Below are 14,908 nucleotides of genomic sequence, written 5' to 3' on the forward strand. Positions count from 1 at the left end.
CTAGGACGACACCCAGGTTTGACTACAGCCCGGCGCGAGGAATCGATGGTCCGCTACTCCGCGGGAGCGAGGCTGCCGCGCAGAATGCCCTGAACCTGCACCACGTACGTCTTGTTGGACTCCCGGATTTGGCCGACGCCGGTTTTCACCTTCGCGGGGTTCTGGGCCAGAATTCCGTTCTTGATCTTGTTCTGCGCCTTGGCGACCCGCTGATTATGAGCGGCGGTGGCTTCATTCACGGCGGCACTTATGGCACCCGCCACGTCGCTCGGATCGGGAGCGGGCTCCGCGTGGGCGACTCCGGTGAATGCGGGCACCGCGACAGGTGCTGCCAGTAGAGCGCCGGCGGTCAATGCTCCACCGACGGCCGTGCGTACACGCAATGCGCGCCCTGACTTTGCGAGATGTTGTGCCATGTTTCTCTCCTTCGCTCCCCCGCAGCTAACTGCTGCGCGATGGTTTGCTGACGAGTGCAGCGTAAGAACGGCAGCGCCGGGTAGTCGTGCGTAGTGCACTACTTCAATGTCGACGATCGACTACTGCCCCGGACGGCGGCGGCACGTCTTTGCATGAGCAAACAAGTGGGAGGATGAAGCGGGTGTCGGGGACCTACCGGCCCGGAGGATCCATCTGGCCGGGCTGCGGGCCCATGCCTGGGCCCATCATGCCCGGGCCAACCATGACTGGACCCGGCATCTCGTTCCACCGGTCGCGGTGATAGTCGCGATCGGTGCTGCGGCCGATGAAGAACCCGGAGAAGAACACCACCGCAACGATGAACACCACCCCGGCGGCGATCCCGGTCCACGCCAGGATCTGGTTCACAGGACGATGCTGTGCGGCAGTGGCGGTCCGCTCGGGCACCATTTCGGATGGATCGGTCATTTCACTACCGCCTCCTCAACCGGCTTGTTGCGGCTGTGCCTCAGGATGCGCTTCTGCGACGTTGGAGCGTAGGGCCGATAGTCCACTCTGCCGGACGAAGTGACATGGTGCCCTATCAGACAGGGCTGCCGAGGCGTGGGCTGTCAGGGGATACCCGACGACCGCGAAGGGGCGGACGATGCTGACCCTGGAATCAGAGATGACCGTTGAGGGTGTGACCGGACGCGAGATCACCGACTTCCTGCTCGAGTGTGACGACGACAGGTATCGGGCGTGGTGGCCGGGCACGCACCTCGAACTGCATGTGCTCGAGCACGGGGGGCGCGATCACGTCGGAGACGTGGTGCTGATGGACGAATACGTCGGATCCCGGCATCTGCGGATGGTCGGTGAGGTGGAGACCGCCGTGCCGGGCGAGCAGATCGTGTGGCGTCTGGGTTGGGGTCGGCTCCCGCTGCCCGTCAGGTTGACCCTGACCCTATGGCCGCAGGAACGCGGAGTTCATCTGCGCCACACGATCGCCGCGGGATGGGCAGGGCCGGCGCGGGTGCTCGACCCGCTATGGCGGCTGTACCTCTCCCCGGGGTTCGCGGGCGCCATGGACCGCCATGTGCATACGGAGTTCCCGTTGCTGCGGGACCTGCTGCACCGCGAGCGGGCCGAGGCGCCGTGACGGACGACGCCGCCGTCCCGCGGGATCGGGTCCTGGGGAGCCGGCTGAGCGACGAGCGCGCTCGCCGCGTCGTGCTGGTCTCACATTGTCTGCTGAACCAGAACACCCGGTACGCCGGTGGCGCGACCCGTCGGGGCGCGGTCAGCGAACTCGTCGACGAGCTGGTCGACGCCGGTTACGGGATCCATCAGCTGTCGTGCCCGGAGCGGCTGGCCTGGGGCGGTGTGCTCAAGCGTCACAGCCTGTGGCTGTATGACTCGAAAGGCAAGTTACGGTACGCCTTCCGAGGTGTGCTGTTGCGCGCCTTCGTCTGGTGGACGCGTCTCGTGTACTCGAGCCTGGCCCGCCAGGTGGTCCGCGATGTCACCGATTACCAACGCTCGGGCGTCGAGGTCGTCGGCATCGGCGCCTCGCCGTCCTGCGGAGTACTGACGACGCTGGACCTGCGGGCGTCGCTCGAGGTGGTGGCCGCGTGCCCCGCCGCGGCGTTGACGCGCGACGTGATGAACGAACAGGTCGTCCTGGGATGCCGCCGCCCCGGCGACGGTCTGTTCATCGATGCACTCGACCGGCGGTTGAGGCGCCGCGGCCTGACCCTACCTGCCTTCGAACACGACCTCGCCGCCGAGTTGCGTGGCCGACGTCAGACCGTCCTGACGTCGCCGGCGCCGCGATCGCTGGGTCGGAAATCCGCGTAGACCTGTCGGAACTTACCGCTTCGAGGATGCAATTGCGGTGGCATGTCGTCTCTTTCGATCGACACACCGATCGCGCCCTGAGCGGCCAGGTAGTCGCCGAGGTGCCGTCGCAGTACGTCCCACACCGTGGGCTCCTCCTCGGCGGCGGAGGCACAGAATCGCACTCGGAGTCTCGACGGGCCACGCTGGATGATCTGACAGGCCGCTACACCCGTGGTCTCCTCGGCGACCGTCGCGATCGCCAACGGCAGAACCCGGACGGGTTCGCGACCCTCGATCGCGAACACCAGCGTGTCATCCGTGCGGCCGATCACGTCGATCGTCGGGAACGGACTTCCACAAGAACATGTTTCGGCACTGAGTGCGATTTGGTCGCCGATCTGGTACCGAATGATGGGTTGAACGCGGTTCGCGAGGTTCGTCACCAGAGCGCCGTGTGACAGCTGTCCCGGTGATACGGGTCGGTCGTGCTCGTCGACGGGTTCCAGGATGTACCAGTCACTGTTCACGTGGAGACGCTGAGCCGGACACTCAAATGTCAAACCGACCGCCTCGGAAGTCCCGTAGTAATTGCCCACGCGGCAGCCGAACGCCGACGCGATCCGCCGTCGTGCCTCTTGGGTCAACGTTTCGCCCGCCGCGTTGACCAACACGGGCGAGATGTGGAGCCGGCCGGCGCACTGCTCTGAGGCGAGCGCCTCCAGCGCGCTGGGGTATCCGCCGAGGACGACGGGCTGAAAGGCGTTGAGCTGGGCCACAATCTCCTTCACCGGGGCGAGCGCGGAGAAGATCTTCTGCATTCTTGCTCGCCACGGCTTGGCGCGAATGCGGCGGGCCATCATTGTGTTACCCAGGAAGTGGCCGTCGGTCACGAAGACCGCGGCGAGCCGGCCGTGGCCTCGAATCAGTGCCGACAGGACGTCCCACCGCAACAGCGCATCCGGCATTGAGCGGACATAGCCGAGCGCGTTGTAGACCGCCAGAGCGCGGTGGTCGTGCATGAGTATGGTCGGCGTTCCCGTCGAACCGGAGGTGGTGCACACGACGTAGCGGCCGAGGTAGTCGTGGCCGATCATGGTGGGATCGGCGATGAACGCCTCGACTTCGCTGCGGTGCACCGCCGGGTCGGTCATCCACTCGTCGAAGCGGCTCATCAAGTCGGTCTTCGTGAGCGTGGGCAGTTGGGTGATATCCGTCAGTGCCTGCGGCACGTCGCGGTATCGCTCGGCGAAGTATGTCGAATGCGTGCGCGCGTAGGCGACAAGGTCGCGCAATCGCTGCTGTTGGCGCCGCGCGATGTCGGCTCGTCCCTGCCGGCCGGCCCGGTAGGTCTGCCAGCCCGCAGAAAGATGTAGCGGGATGGCGTCAATTGTTCTGTGCACGGTGATCTTTGCCATCATGGGTGTCAAGACCGGTCGCCGACGCGTCGTCTGCGAGGGTGAAGTAGTTCTCCTCCTCTTGCAGGAAGTGCAGTCGCAACACCGCGTGCAGCCCGTACAGACACGCGAGTAGGTCATCGACTTGGTCGGGTGGGATGCCGTTGCTGGCTCGGGCGAGTTCGACGTGGGCCGCGATGCGGTCGGACAAACGGCGGATTTCGGCGTGCGTCCTGCTCATGGTGGCCGTCGCTTCACCGCTTCCGAGCGGACGGGCCAGCGCCGGGTACAGCCCAGACTCCTCGGCCTGCTCGTGCGGCAGGATCCGCTCCTCGAGAAAGGTGTTCGCGCGGATCACCGATTCCAGTGCGCCCCGGTCGGCGCCGGTGACCAAGCGGTCGGCTGCGTCGCGCAGGAGATCGACGGTGTCGCGTAGTTCATCGTGCTCGGTTGCGAAGCGCCGCAACATGTTCTCCGTTTCGGCTGGCAGATCCACCTCGACCTCGGGGTTGCCGCGCAGGGCGCGAAGCGCGTTGAGGATGACGGCCACATCGATGCCCTCCTGCAGTAGCGCGCCGGCGGCGGGAGGTAGCCAGCCCAGGGCCGCGATCACCATGGCCGCCAATGACAGTGCCATGCCGACCACCGCGCTCTGCACGGCGATTCGCCGTGACCACCTGGCAATGTCCATCGCATCGGCGAGGCGGTCCAGGCGATCCGTCGTCAACACGATGTCGGCGGCTTCCGAGGACGCGGTCGCGCCGCGCGCCCCCATCGCGACGCCCACCGTCGCCGCTGCGAGCGCGGGCGCGTCGTTGACGCCGTCGCCCACCATCACGGTCCCGGCCCGCTGTTTCTCCGCTCGGACCGCGGCCACCTTGTCTTCCGGGGTCTGCTGGGCGTAGACCTCGTCGAGTCCAGCACAGTGGCGACTTCGCGGGCGGGTTCTGCGCGGTCGCCGGTCAACATGACCAGCCGGTTGAGGCCAGCCGCTCGCAACCGGCGAACCGTGCGAGGGGCGTCTCGACGCAACGGATCTCGCAATAGCACGGCACCGGCCAGGTCCTGATCCACGCGCACCCACGCGACCGCGGCGGAATCCAGGCGTGCGCGGTTTACCGCGGCGCGCGCCCAATCCGCTTCGCCGCCGTCGCTGGTCAGCTTCCCGACTTCAATGTGGCGACCGTCGACAGTGCCGGTGACACCGCGGCCGGCCTGCTCGCCGACTTCAGTGGGCAGTGACGGTTGCAGGCCACGGGCCAACGCTTCGGTGACGATCGCCTCGGCGAGCACGTGCGGCGACATCTGGTCCACGGACGCCGCCCACCGCAGGACCTCTGCGGCGTCTCGGCCCGGCGCGGTGAGCACACCCACAACCATCGGGCGGCCCATCGTCAGCGTCCCGGTTTTGTCCATCACCAAGGTCGTCGCACTTCCCAGAGACTCCAGCGCGCCGCCGCTGCGGATCACCACGCCGTGGCGTGACGCGCGCGACAGGCCGGACACGATCGCCACCGGTGCCGCGAGTAGCAGCGGGCAGGGCGTGGCCACCACCAAGACGGCGATAGCTCGTACCGCTGATCCGGTCGCGAGCCAGGCCCCACCGGCGATGACGAGCGTCAACGGCAGGAACCAGGCCGCGTAGCGGTCGGCCAGCCGGACGATCGGCGCAGTCTCCGCACCCGCGGCCTCAGCCAGCCGCACGATGCCGGCGTAGGTGCTGTCCTTGGCGATGGCGGTGGCACGAAGCTCGAATGGGCCGCCGGCGTTCACCACGCCGCTGCGGACCGGTTCACCGGCACGCCGCTCCACCTGCTCGGACTCACCGGTCAGTACGGATTCGTCCAACACGGCCAACGCGTCGGCGACGCGTCCGTCGACCGGCACGGTCTCGCCCGGGCCGACGATCAACAGGTCGTCGACCACGACGTCGGCGATCGGAACGACCCGGACCTCCGTACCGAATCGCCGGCGAGCGAATCGCGGCGCATGTTCGAGCAAGGCGCGCAGGTCGTGAGTGGCTCGACGCTCGGCGGCCGCTTCGAGAGCGCGCCCACCGGCGAGCATCACCGCGATCAGGGCGCCGGCCAGATACTCGCTGACGAGCAGAGTGCCGACCAGCGCCAGCACCGCGATGACGTCGACGCCGAGGCGTCCCTGGCGCAACGTCGAGATCACCCACCACAGAGCAGGTACCAGTGCGACCGCCGTCCCGACGATCCAGCAGACATCGGCCGCCTCGCGCAGACCGATCAGCCAGAGGATGCCGCCGACGGCCAACGCGCAGACGGTCACCACCACCAGGACGGGCTCGCGCAGCGATCGCCAGCGTGCGTCGACCACACGTGTCTGCTCCACACCGGGAACTGTCCTCGCGTCGACGTCGACGGGGTAGCGGCTTGGGCCACTTTCCGCTCGGTGAAGGTCCTCGACGGACAGGGCGAAAGGCCCTACCAGCCGTCGCGGGAACAAACTCGGACATCCTCCCGTTGGACCCATCGACAGTTGAGCGTGCTTGACTCAAGTCTGGGTTGACAAGATAAGGTTGGCCGGAGCAGTCTTGAGTGCGGTGCACTCAGACCCAAAGATTGACTAATTCAGGAGGAACAACCATGGCTCGTGCGGTCGGAATCGACCTCGGGACCACCAACTCCGTCGTCGCGGTACTGGAGGGTGGCGACCCCGTCGTCGTAGCCAACTCCGAAGGCTCCCGCACCACGCCGTCCGTCGTTGCGTTCGCTCGCAACGGCGAGGTGCTGGTCGGTCAGCCCGCCAAGAACCAAGCGGTGACCAACGTCGACCGGACCATCCGTTCGGTCAAGCGTGAAATGGGCACCGACTGGTCCGTCGAGATCGACGGCAAGAAATACACCCCCCAGGAGATCAGCGCTCGCGTGCTGATGAAGCTCAAGCGTGACGCCGAGAGCTATCTGGGCGAGGACATCACCGATGCGGTGATCACCGTGCCCGCGTACTTCAACGACGCCCAGCGCCAAGCCACCAAGGAGTCCGGCCAGATCGCGGGCCTCAACGTGCTGCGTATCGTCAATGAGCCGACCGCCGCGGCGCTGGCCTATGGGCTGGACAAGGGCGAGAAGGAACAGACCATTCTGGTCTTCGACCTCGGTGGCGGCACCTTCGACGTGTCACTGCTGGAGATCGGCGAGGGTGTGGTCGAGGTCCGTGCCACCTCCGGCGACAACCACCTCGGTGGTGACGACTGGGACGACCGGATCGTCGAATGGCTCGTCGACAAGTTCAAGGGCACGTCGGGCATCGATCTGACGAAGGACAAGATGGCCATGCAGCGGCTGCGTGAAGCCGCCGAGAAGGCCAAGATCGAGCTCTCGAGTTCGCAGAGCACCTCGATCAACCTGCCGTACATAACCGTGGACTCGGACAAGAACCCGCTGTTCCTCGACGAGCAGCTGACGCGTTCGGAGTTCCAGCGGATCACACAGGATCTGCTGGATCGCACCCGCAAGCCGTTCCAGTCGGTGATCGCCGACGCCGGCATCTCGGTGGCCGACATCGACCACGTGGTTCTGGTCGGCGGCTCCACCCGTATGCCCGCGGTGTCCGAGCTGGTCAAGGAAATGACCGGCGGCAAGGAGCCCAACAAGGGTGTCAACCCGGACGAGGTTGTCGCCGTTGGCGCTGCGCTGCAGGCCGGCGTGCTCAAGGGTGAGGTGAAAGACGTTCTGCTGCTTGACGTCACGCCGCTGTCCCTCGGTATCGAAACCAAGGGCGGCGTGATGACCAAGCTGATCGAGCGCAACACCACCATCCCGACCAAGCGGTCGGAGACCTTCACCACGGCCGACGACAATCAGCCGTCGGTGCAGATCCAGGTCTTCCAGGGTGAGCGCGAAATCGCCGCGCACAACAAGCTGCTCGGCAGCTTCGAGCTGACCGGCATCCCGCCGGCCCCGCGCGGTGTGCCCCAGATCGAGGTCACGTTCGACATCGACGCCAACGGCATCGTGCACGTGACCGCCAAGGACAAGGGCACCGGCAAGGAGAACACGATCCGAATCCAGGAGGGCTCCGGCCTTTCCAAGGACGAGATCGACCAGATGATCAAGGACGCCGAGGCGCATGCCGAGGAGGACCGTAAGCGTCGCGAGGAGGCCGACGTCCGCAACCAGGCGGAGTCGCTGGTCTACCAGACGGAGAAGATCGTCAAGGAACAGCGCGAAGCCGAAGGCGGATCGAAGATCCCTGCGGAGACGCTGGACAAGGTCGATTCCGCGGTCGCCGAAGCCAAGTCGACGCTCGAGGGCAGCGACATCGCGGCCATCAAGGCGGCGATGGAAAAGCTCGGCGTCGAGGCCCAGGGTCTGGGTCAGGCGCTCTACGAGGCCACCCAGGCCGAGCAGGCCTCGGGTCCCGGCGGCGGCGAGTCGGCGGCCGGACCGGCCGACGACAACGTCGTGGACGCCGAGGTGGTCGATGAGGATGACCAGGAGCGCAAGTGAGCCAGAACGATTCGCACGAGCCGGTGACAGTCACCGACAAGCGGCGCATCGATCCTGACACCGGCGAAATCCGTGAACAATCCTCCGGCCCGGCCCCAGGTGGGCCGGCGCCGGGGGAGTTCGCGGGCGAGAGCCCCGAGGAGGCTGGAAAAGCCGCCGAACTGCTCAGTGATCTGCAACGGGTGCAGGCCGACTTCGCCAATTATCGCAAGCGCGCCCTCCGCGACCAGCAGCTCACGGCAGACCGGGCCAAGGCGTCAGTGATCACCCAACTGTTGCCCGTACTCGATGATCTCGACCGCGCCCGCAACCACGGGGACCTGGAGTCCGGTCCGCTGAAGTCGGTCGCCGACAAGCTCGCGACCGCCCTTGAGGGACTTGGTCTATCGGGTTTCGGTGACGAAGGCGACGATTTCGACCCCGCCCTGCACGAGGCCGTGCAGCACGAGGGCGACGGCACCCACCCAGTAGTGGGAACCGTCATGCGTCGCGGATACAAGGTCGGCGACCTTGTCGTGCGACACGCCCTGGTGGGCGTCGTCGACACCGTGCCCGATGCCGATAACCCCAACCTCGTCTCGCCAGAGGCCCCAGAATCAGACGACAACTAGACACCGTAAGGAGGTGACGCGTTATGGCCCAGCGTGAATGGGTCGAAAAGGACTTCTACAAGGAGCTCGGCGTCGCCTCCGATGCCAGCGAACAGGAGATCAAGCGGGCGGCCCGAAAGCTGCTCGCGGAGAACCATCCCGACCGCAACCCCGGAAACCAGGCGGCCGAAGACCGGTACAAAGCCGTGTCGGAAGCCAAGGAAGTGCTCTCGGATCCGGCCAAGCGCAAGGAATACGACGAAACGCGAAGGCTTTTCGCGAACGGCGGGTTCGGTCGTGGTCGTTTCGGCGGCGGAGGCGGCGGGAATTTCGGCGGTTTCAGTTCCGACGGCGGCGAGTTCAATCTGAACGATCTGTTCGATGCGGCCGGCCAGACCGGCGGAGCCAACATCGGCGATCTGTTCGGCGGATTGTTCGGGCGTGGAGCGCAACAGCCGAGGGCCAGTCGGCCACGGCGCGGCAATGACCTCGAGACCGAGACGGAGTTGTCGTTCCTGGAGGCCACCAAGGGCGTGATGATGCCGTTGCGGCTCACCAGCCCCGCACCGTGCACGAACTGCCACGGCAGTGGCGCACGGCCGGGCACCAGCCCGAAGGTGTGTCCCAGCTGCAATGGATCCGGTGTCATCAACCGCAACCAGGGCGCGTTCGGGTTCTCCGAGCCGTGCACTGAATGCCGGGGCAGCGGTTCGATCATCGAGCACCCGTGCGACGAATGTAAGGGCACCGGCGTGAGCACGAGGACACGCACGATCAACGTGCGGATCCCGCCGGGTGTCGAGGACGGCCAGCGCATCAGGCTGGCAGGCCAGGGTGAAGCCGGGCTGCGTGGCGCACCGTCAGGCGACCTGTATGTGACCGTACACGTCAAGCCGGACAAGGTCTTCGGCCGCAACGGCGACGACCTCACGGTGAGCGTGCCGGTCAGCTTCCACGAGTTGGCCCTCGGGACAACGCTTTCGGTGCCCACGCTGGAAGGAAAGGTCGGTGTGCGGGTGCCGAAGGGTACCTCCGACGGCCGGATCCTGCGGGTCCGTGGCCGAGGCGTGCCGAAACGTTCCGGCGGACATGGCGATCTGCTCGTCACCGTCAAGGTGGCGGTGCCGCCGGACGTCGAGGGTGAGGCCGCCGAAGCGTTGGAGGCCTACGCGAAAGCCGAGCGGGCCAGCGGTTTCGACCCGAGAGCGAACTGGGCCGGTGCATGATGCCCAAGCGAGCCAATGACGAAGCGCGGACCTTTCTGATTTCGGTCGCCGCGGAGTTGGCCGGTATGCACGCGCAGACACTGCGCACGTACGACCGGCTCGGGCTGGTCAGCCCGCAGCGGACGTCCGGTGGTGGCCGGCGCTACTCGCAGCACGACGTCGATCTGCTCCGTGAGGTGCAGCGGCTGTCGCAGGACGAGGGCGTCAACCTCGCGGGTATCAAGCGGATCATCGAGTTGACCAATCAGGTCGAGGCGCTGCAGAGCCGCCTGCAGGAGATGGCGCGCGAGATCGAGGAACTGCGTTCACAACCCAGGTCCAAGAGCACAGCGCTGGTGGTCTGGCAGCCGCGCAACAAACGCTAGGTCACCGTGATCGAAAAGCGTGCCGTGGAAGGCTGTCCGGGCATCGCGCTGCGGTAGTCTCCGCGGCGCAGCGCGTCGGTCGGTGCGGCCATCGGCTCGATGGCGATGAGACCGTCCGTACCGGGGGCGAACAATTGTGCCGCCGGGTAACCGGTCTCGAACACGACGTCGACACGATGGTCGCCACCGGCCAGTGAGAACACCGCACCCTCGGGTACTTGGTCGAAGCCATCGTCGTACGTCACGGACTGCAAGGACTGGGTGCCGCCCTCCCAGTCGTCGTGCTCTCCGGTCGGAATGCCGCGCTCGTCCACCGGCAGATGCCGCATTGTCGGTGTCGTGAGCTGGCATTCGTCGCGCGGCACTCCGGGAATCGTGAAATACGGGTGATACCCGAAGCACAGTGGGACCGGGGCCGACGCCGTCGGCGTCACAGTGGTCTCGATCGTGAGCGTGCGGCCGGCCAGCACGACGTGTTGCGTGAGCACGTGGGGAAAGGGGAACGCCGCGAGCAACTCCGGCATCGCCCCGAAATCGACGGTTGCGGTCAGCGTGTTCTCCGACTGTGCGGTGACCTGCCAGCCCGGATAGGCGGCGAGTACGCCGTGGATGGGCAGACCGTGTTCGTCGGCGCGGACGCCGCCCTGACCGGGAGTCAGGGAGACGGCGGCGCCGTTACTCTGATAGTCGCTGGCGCTCAACCGATTCGCCCACGGATACAGGATCGGGATGCCCATCGTCTTACCTGCGGTCACATACGCGTCCAGCCCGCGGCGCTGGCCGAGAAACTCCTCATCGCCGTCGGCGAGCGACGTCCCGATCATGCCTGCGGTCGGCACGAAGGTGGCCGTCATCGATGACGACGGGTCTGTCAGCGTGACGGGCTCGAGGTCGGCCATGGCTCATGATCCTGCCACGGCTTAGCATCGCAGACGGTCACCGCGAGTGTGAACTCACTGCGAAAATCGGAGCTTGAAGTCGCAATGGTTTCACATTCGAGAGCAGACAACCGGTTCAGCCCGTCAACGGATCGTGCTGGATACGTTCGGCCGGAGCGCCTTTGGCGAGCAATGCGGCCTTCGTGGCCTCGACCATCTCCGGGCTTCCGCAGATCAGGATCTGCCGGTCGCTCCAACTGCCGTACCGCGTGACGACCGCCGGCAGCGTGCCGGTCTGCCGGACGTGCAGGCCGCGCGGCGGCTGCACGTCGGGGAAGTCGGCCGCCCACGGCGGATCGCTGTTGTACTCCGACACCGGCGTCACGGACAGCCAGGGGTTGTGCGAGGCGACCTGCCACAGCGTCTGCAGGTCGTAGAGCTCGCACGGATAGCGGGCGCCGAAGAACAGGTGCACACGCGGGTTGACGGCCTTGCGGGTGAGATCCATGATCAGCGTCCGCAGCGGCGCCAGACCGGTGCCGCCAGCGACCATCAACACGTCGCCGCCGTCGCGGTCGATGTGCATCCCGCCGTGCGGGTTCGACACCCGCCACCGGTCGCCCGGCCTCGTCTCGGTGACGATCGCCGGGCTCACCATGCCGCCGGGCACGGAACGGACGTGGAACTCGATGCCCCCGCCGCGGTCGGCGGGGATGGACGGACTCAGGTAACGCCACCGCCGCGGCCACTGCGGGACCTGGACGGTGACGTACTGGCCGGGGTGGTAATAGAGCGGCCGGTCCAGGTGCAACCGGATCACCGAGACGTCCCGGGTGGCGCGGATCAGTTCGATCACCGTGCCGTCGCAGAAGGGCGGGCCCTTCTCGGCGTCCGCGGCCCCTCGCATCACCCCGACGAGCAGTGCGACCGCGTCGTGGGTGGCCTCGGCGAGCCTGTCGTCCCACTCTTCGATCAGCTGGGTGCGAAGCGTCGTCAGCAGCGCGTCCTGCAGGCTGTCGTAATGCCGTTGTGTCACACCATATTTGCGATGGTCACGGCCCAGCTGCGCCAGGAAGGCCACCGGCTCCTGGGCCCGCTGGTCGACGAGTTCGCCGAACAGCCAGGTCAACGCTTTGGCAAAGGCCTTTCGTTGAGCCGTCATGTCCGGGGGGAACAGGTCGCGGACCGACATGTCGATGGCGAACCAGCGAGTGTAGAAGCGACGGATCAGTTCGTCGGAGCCGAACGCGGGGTCGACGGTGTCGCGCAGTATGCGCAGCGCGTCACGATCGTCGAGTCCCACGCCGTTCGATAGTAAGCGCCGCCGCGACGATCAGTGCCAGACCGAGCAGCGACCAGCAGATCAGCACCACGACCGGCAGCGTTCCACCGGCTCCGTCGAAGAACGCCGTCGACCGCAGCAATGTGGCGTTTGCACCCTGCGGCAGCCATTGCCCCAGTTGACCCCAGCCGCTGGGCAGCATCTCCGGTGCGCTGTTGAGGCCCGACAGCGGATTACCCAGCAGCATCGCCACCACCGCCCCGCCCATCAGCCCGGTCCGACCGAACAGTGATCCGAGCCCGAGGACGAACAAGGCCATGGCCAGCACGCCCAGCGTCAAACCACCGGCCACACCCCAGAAGTTCGCGTCGATCGAACCAAACACGTACTTCAGCAGTGCGGCCACCGACACGCTCGCCACGCCGGCGAACACCACCGTCGCGATGAACCGGGTCCACACCTCATGCTTGAGTGCGAACATCAATGCGATCGCCGGTAGCAGTCCGGCCAGTGTGATCGGCAGCGCGGACGCGCCGAGCCCGACGCCGCGCGGATCATCCGCGGTCGGCGGGGCCAGGTCCTCGGTGGCGATCGGCACCCCAGTGTGCTGGGCGATGCCATTGCCGATCTGCGTCAGCATCTGCGCGATCATCGGACTTCCGCCGGTCGCGATCAACATGCGTTGCCCGTCGGGGCCGAATGAGATGCCACCGTAGACATCGCGCTGGCGGATTGCGTCGCGAAGTGCGGCCTCGCCGGGGTAGTAGGTGATGGCGAAGGCACCCGGCGCCTGCTCCTCGAGGGTCGCGGCGACTTGTCCGCTCGCCGCCTGCGGGCCGGCCACGCCGATGGGCACGTCGCGCGGCGCGGTGCGCGCGGCGGGCAGCGCGAATGCGATTGCCACGAGGGCGAGCGCGACGGTGAGTACCGCGATGATGCCGGCCGCCCGGACCGCCGCGGGGGGTTCGGACGCGGGTATCGCGTGAGTGTGCCGGGGCGCGGTATCCGTTACCATCAGCCGACCTCTTTTCATTCGCCGTTGAATTAATTTCAGCGCGAGCGTATCGCGTCTCGGGCATCATTTCAACAGTCAGTGAAATGATAGTGTCGATAGATGCCGTCACCAGCGAAAACGACGAAGCGGCGCGGCCGACGCCAGGGAGATCCGGTGTCGAGGGAGGCCGTTCTGGCGGCAGCGAAGGCGCGCTTTGCGGCAGAGGGTTACGAGAAGACCACGCTGCGGTCGATCGCGGACGACGCCAACGTGGATCCGTCGATGGTGCTGTACCTGTTCGGCTCGAAGGCCGACCTGTTCAGAGAGGCGCTGCGGCTCATCATCGACCCAGCCGCGCTTGTTGCGGCGCTCACCGGGGGTGCCGACGACGAACCCGATATCGGCACTCGCATGGTGCGCACCTACCTGCGGATCTGGGAGTCGCCCGACACGGGTCCGAGCATGGTGGCGATGCTGCAGTCGGCGACGTCCAACTCCGACGCCCACGACGCCTTCCGCGCTTTCATGCAGAACTACGTCCTGACGGCGGTGTCCGATGTGCTCGGTGGTGGGGAGCAGGCCAGACTTCGTTCCATGCTCGCCGCGAGCCAGCTCGTCGGGGCGGCGGTGCTGCGCTACGTCATGAAGGTAGCGCCGCTCGCGACATTGTCCGGCGACGAAATGGTGCGGCTGCTCGCACCGACGGTGACGCGCTATCTGACGGCAGACGCCAGCGAGCTCGGGCTCCCCTGATCCTCAAAGGGCGAGGCCGTGAATACCCTTGTACAGCACCAGAAGACCGATCACGACGAGAATGCCCGCAACGAGCACGGCATGCTGGCGCTCCATCCAGTCCCGCAGCCGTTGTAACGGCTCGACGAGGCGATCACCCGAGACGGCGAAGGCCAGGATCGGCAGCGCGACCGTCGAGCCGGCGACCGCGACGAACCAGAGCTCCGCCAGCCACACTCGGGCGCCGGCCATCCCCGTCGTGCCGATGGCCAAACCCGCTGCGGCACAGATGAATAGCACCTTGGGATTGACTGCGGTGAGGACAAGGCCTGTCACGCCCGCACGAGCGGGTGTGAGCTTCGACATGCTCTGCAGCCACTTGGGAACGTGCGCAGCCTTCTTGCGGGTGAGCCATCGGTAGATGCCGAACACGATCAGTGCCGCACCGACCACGACGCGCAACCAGGATGCCCAGCCGGGCGGCTTGCCACCGAGTCCGCCGATGAGGCCGGACACTGCGAGGAAGATGCTCGTCAACGCTGCCAGGCCGATCAGCCAGCCCGCCAGGAAAGCCAGGCCCGCCGGCCGTGGCCGGGGCGTTTGCAACACCAGCACCGCCGGGATGATCGACAACGGCGACAGTGCCACGACCAGTGCGAGCGGTATGAGCTCGATCAGCACCGATCCCCAATCACCGGACAATGCTCGCCCCTTCGTCGCAACATTCGATA

General features: G+C 66.6%; 14 protein-coding genes and 1 pseudogene. 7 read left to right on the forward strand and 8 right to left on the reverse strand.

The window, feature by feature from the left end; all coding sequences use genetic code 11:
* Positions 1–53: 53 nt before the first annotated feature.
* Positions 54–416, reverse strand: a complete 363-nt coding sequence (locus G6N36_RS23600; protein WP_163689212.1) for a hypothetical protein — start codon at positions 414–416, stop codon at positions 54–56.
* 193 nt (positions 417–609) lie between these two features.
* On the reverse strand, positions 610–885 hold the full coding sequence (locus tag G6N36_RS23605; RefSeq protein WP_163689213.1) for a hypothetical protein: 276 nt from the start codon (positions 883–885) through the stop codon (positions 610–612).
* A gap of 178 nt (positions 886–1,063) precedes the next feature.
* Between G6N36_RS23605 and G6N36_RS23610 the strand changes: the two genes are divergently transcribed.
* Positions 1,064–1,558, forward strand: coding sequence for an immunoglobulin domain-containing protein (locus tag G6N36_RS23610; RefSeq protein ID WP_197746614.1), 495 nt, complete (start codon positions 1,064–1,066; stop codon positions 1,556–1,558).
* A complete protein-coding gene (locus tag G6N36_RS23615) occupies positions 1,555–2,256 on the forward strand; it encodes a hypothetical protein (RefSeq protein ID WP_163689214.1) in 702 nt (233 codons plus the stop codon). The genes G6N36_RS23610 and G6N36_RS23615 overlap by 4 nt, the downstream gene beginning before the upstream one ends.
* Here G6N36_RS23615 and G6N36_RS23620 read toward each other — a convergent pair.
* Positions 2,202–3,638: a phenylacetate--CoA ligase family protein gene (locus G6N36_RS23620; RefSeq protein WP_235690148.1), complete on the reverse strand. Its 1,437-nt coding sequence runs from the start codon at positions 3,636–3,638 to the stop codon at positions 2,202–2,204. The genes G6N36_RS23615 and G6N36_RS23620 overlap by 55 nt on opposite strands.
* A pseudogene (locus G6N36_RS23625) lies at positions 3,622–5,990 on the reverse strand (heavy metal translocating P-type ATPase). The gene G6N36_RS23620 and the pseudogene G6N36_RS23625 overlap by 17 nt, the downstream one beginning before the upstream one ends.
* Positions 5,991–6,244: 254 nt before the next feature.
* Between G6N36_RS23625 and dnaK the strand changes: the two are divergent.
* From dnaK to G6N36_RS23645, 4 genes are read left to right on the forward strand one after another with little or no spacing between them, the layout of a single operon-like run.
* On the forward strand, positions 6,245–8,110 hold the full coding sequence (dnaK, locus tag G6N36_RS23630; protein ID WP_163689215.1) for a molecular chaperone DnaK: 1,866 nt from the start codon (positions 6,245–6,247) through the stop codon (positions 8,108–8,110).
* On the forward strand, positions 8,107–8,721 hold the full coding sequence (grpE, locus tag G6N36_RS23635) for a nucleotide exchange factor GrpE (RefSeq protein WP_163689216.1): 615 nt from the start codon (positions 8,107–8,109) through the stop codon (positions 8,719–8,721). The genes dnaK and grpE overlap by 4 nt, the downstream gene beginning before the upstream one ends.
* Before the next feature lie 23 nt (positions 8,722–8,744).
* The gene (dnaJ, locus tag G6N36_RS23640) at positions 8,745–9,926 is read left to right on the forward strand and encodes a molecular chaperone DnaJ (protein WP_163689217.1); all 1,182 of its coding nucleotides are present in this window, start codon (positions 8,745–8,747) and stop codon (positions 9,924–9,926) included.
* Positions 9,926–10,291, forward strand: coding sequence for a heat shock protein transcriptional repressor HspR (locus tag G6N36_RS23645; protein ID WP_174262290.1), 366 nt, complete (start codon positions 9,926–9,928; stop codon positions 10,289–10,291). The genes dnaJ and G6N36_RS23645 overlap by 1 nt, the downstream gene beginning before the upstream one ends.
* Here the strand turns inward: G6N36_RS23645 and G6N36_RS23650 are convergent.
* From G6N36_RS23650 to G6N36_RS23660, 3 genes are all read right to left on the reverse strand, one after another.
* Positions 10,288–11,190: an aldose 1-epimerase gene (locus G6N36_RS23650; protein ID WP_163689219.1), complete on the reverse strand. Its 903-nt coding sequence runs from the start codon at positions 11,188–11,190 to the stop codon at positions 10,288–10,290. The two genes, G6N36_RS23645 and G6N36_RS23650, sit on opposite strands and share 4 nt — an antisense overlap.
* A gap of 115 nt (positions 11,191–11,305) precedes the next feature.
* On the reverse strand, positions 11,306–12,472 hold the full coding sequence (locus G6N36_RS23655; RefSeq protein WP_163689220.1) for an FAD-binding oxidoreductase: 1,167 nt from the start codon (positions 12,470–12,472) through the stop codon (positions 11,306–11,308).
* Entirely contained in the window at positions 12,453–13,466 is a 1,014-nt protein-coding gene (locus G6N36_RS23660; RefSeq protein ID WP_163689221.1) for an ABC transporter permease, read from the reverse strand. The genes G6N36_RS23655 and G6N36_RS23660 overlap by 20 nt, the downstream gene beginning before the upstream one ends.
* Before the next feature lie 99 nt (positions 13,467–13,565).
* Here G6N36_RS23660 and G6N36_RS23665 point away from each other — a divergent pair, with 99 nt between their 5' ends.
* Entirely contained in the window at positions 13,566–14,198 is a 633-nt protein-coding gene (locus tag G6N36_RS23665) for a TetR/AcrR family transcriptional regulator (protein ID WP_179964854.1), read from the forward strand.
* A gap of 3 nt (positions 14,199–14,201) precedes the next feature.
* Here G6N36_RS23665 and G6N36_RS23670 read toward each other — a convergent pair whose 3' ends face one another.
* A complete protein-coding gene (locus G6N36_RS23670) occupies positions 14,202–14,879 on the reverse strand; it encodes a GAP family protein (protein WP_163689222.1) in 678 nt (225 codons plus the stop codon).
* Positions 14,880–14,908: the final 29 nt, after the last annotated feature.

The sequence above is a fragment of the Mycolicibacterium gadium genome (assembly GCF_010728925.1).
GTDB classification, from domain to species: domain Bacteria; phylum Actinomycetota; class Actinomycetes; order Mycobacteriales; family Mycobacteriaceae; genus Mycobacterium; species Mycobacterium gadium.

Excerpts from the sequence above, each read along its gene's own strand:
- G6N36_RS23600 (WP_163689212.1), bottom strand. The coding sequence starts at position 416 with ATGGCACAACATCTCGCAAAGTCAGGGCGCGCATTGCGTGTACGCACG.
- G6N36_RS23605 (WP_163689213.1), bottom strand. The coding sequence starts at position 885 with ATGACCGATCCATCCGAAATGGTGCCCGAGCGGACCGCCACTGCCGCA.
- G6N36_RS23610 (WP_197746614.1), top strand. The coding sequence starts at position 1,064 with ATGCTGACCCTGGAATCAGAGATGACCGTTGAGGGTGTGACCGGACGC.
- dnaK (WP_163689215.1), top strand. The coding sequence starts at position 6,245 with ATGGCTCGTGCGGTCGGAATCGACCTCGGGACCACCAACTCCGTCGTC.
- dnaJ (WP_163689217.1), top strand. The coding sequence starts at position 8,745 with ATGGCCCAGCGTGAATGGGTCGAAAAGGACTTCTACAAGGAGCTCGGC.
- G6N36_RS23645 (WP_174262290.1), top strand. The coding sequence starts at position 9,926 with ATGCCCAAGCGAGCCAATGACGAAGCGCGGACCTTTCTGATTTCGGTC.
- G6N36_RS23650 (WP_163689219.1), bottom strand. The coding sequence starts at position 11,190 with ATGGCCGACCTCGAGCCCGTCACGCTGACAGACCCGTCGTCATCGATG.
- G6N36_RS23660 (WP_163689221.1), bottom strand. The coding sequence starts at position 13,466 with ATGGTAACGGATACCGCGCCCCGGCACACTCACGCGATACCCGCGTCC.
- G6N36_RS23665 (WP_179964854.1), top strand. The coding sequence starts at position 13,566 with ATGCCGTCACCAGCGAAAACGACGAAGCGGCGCGGCCGACGCCAGGGA.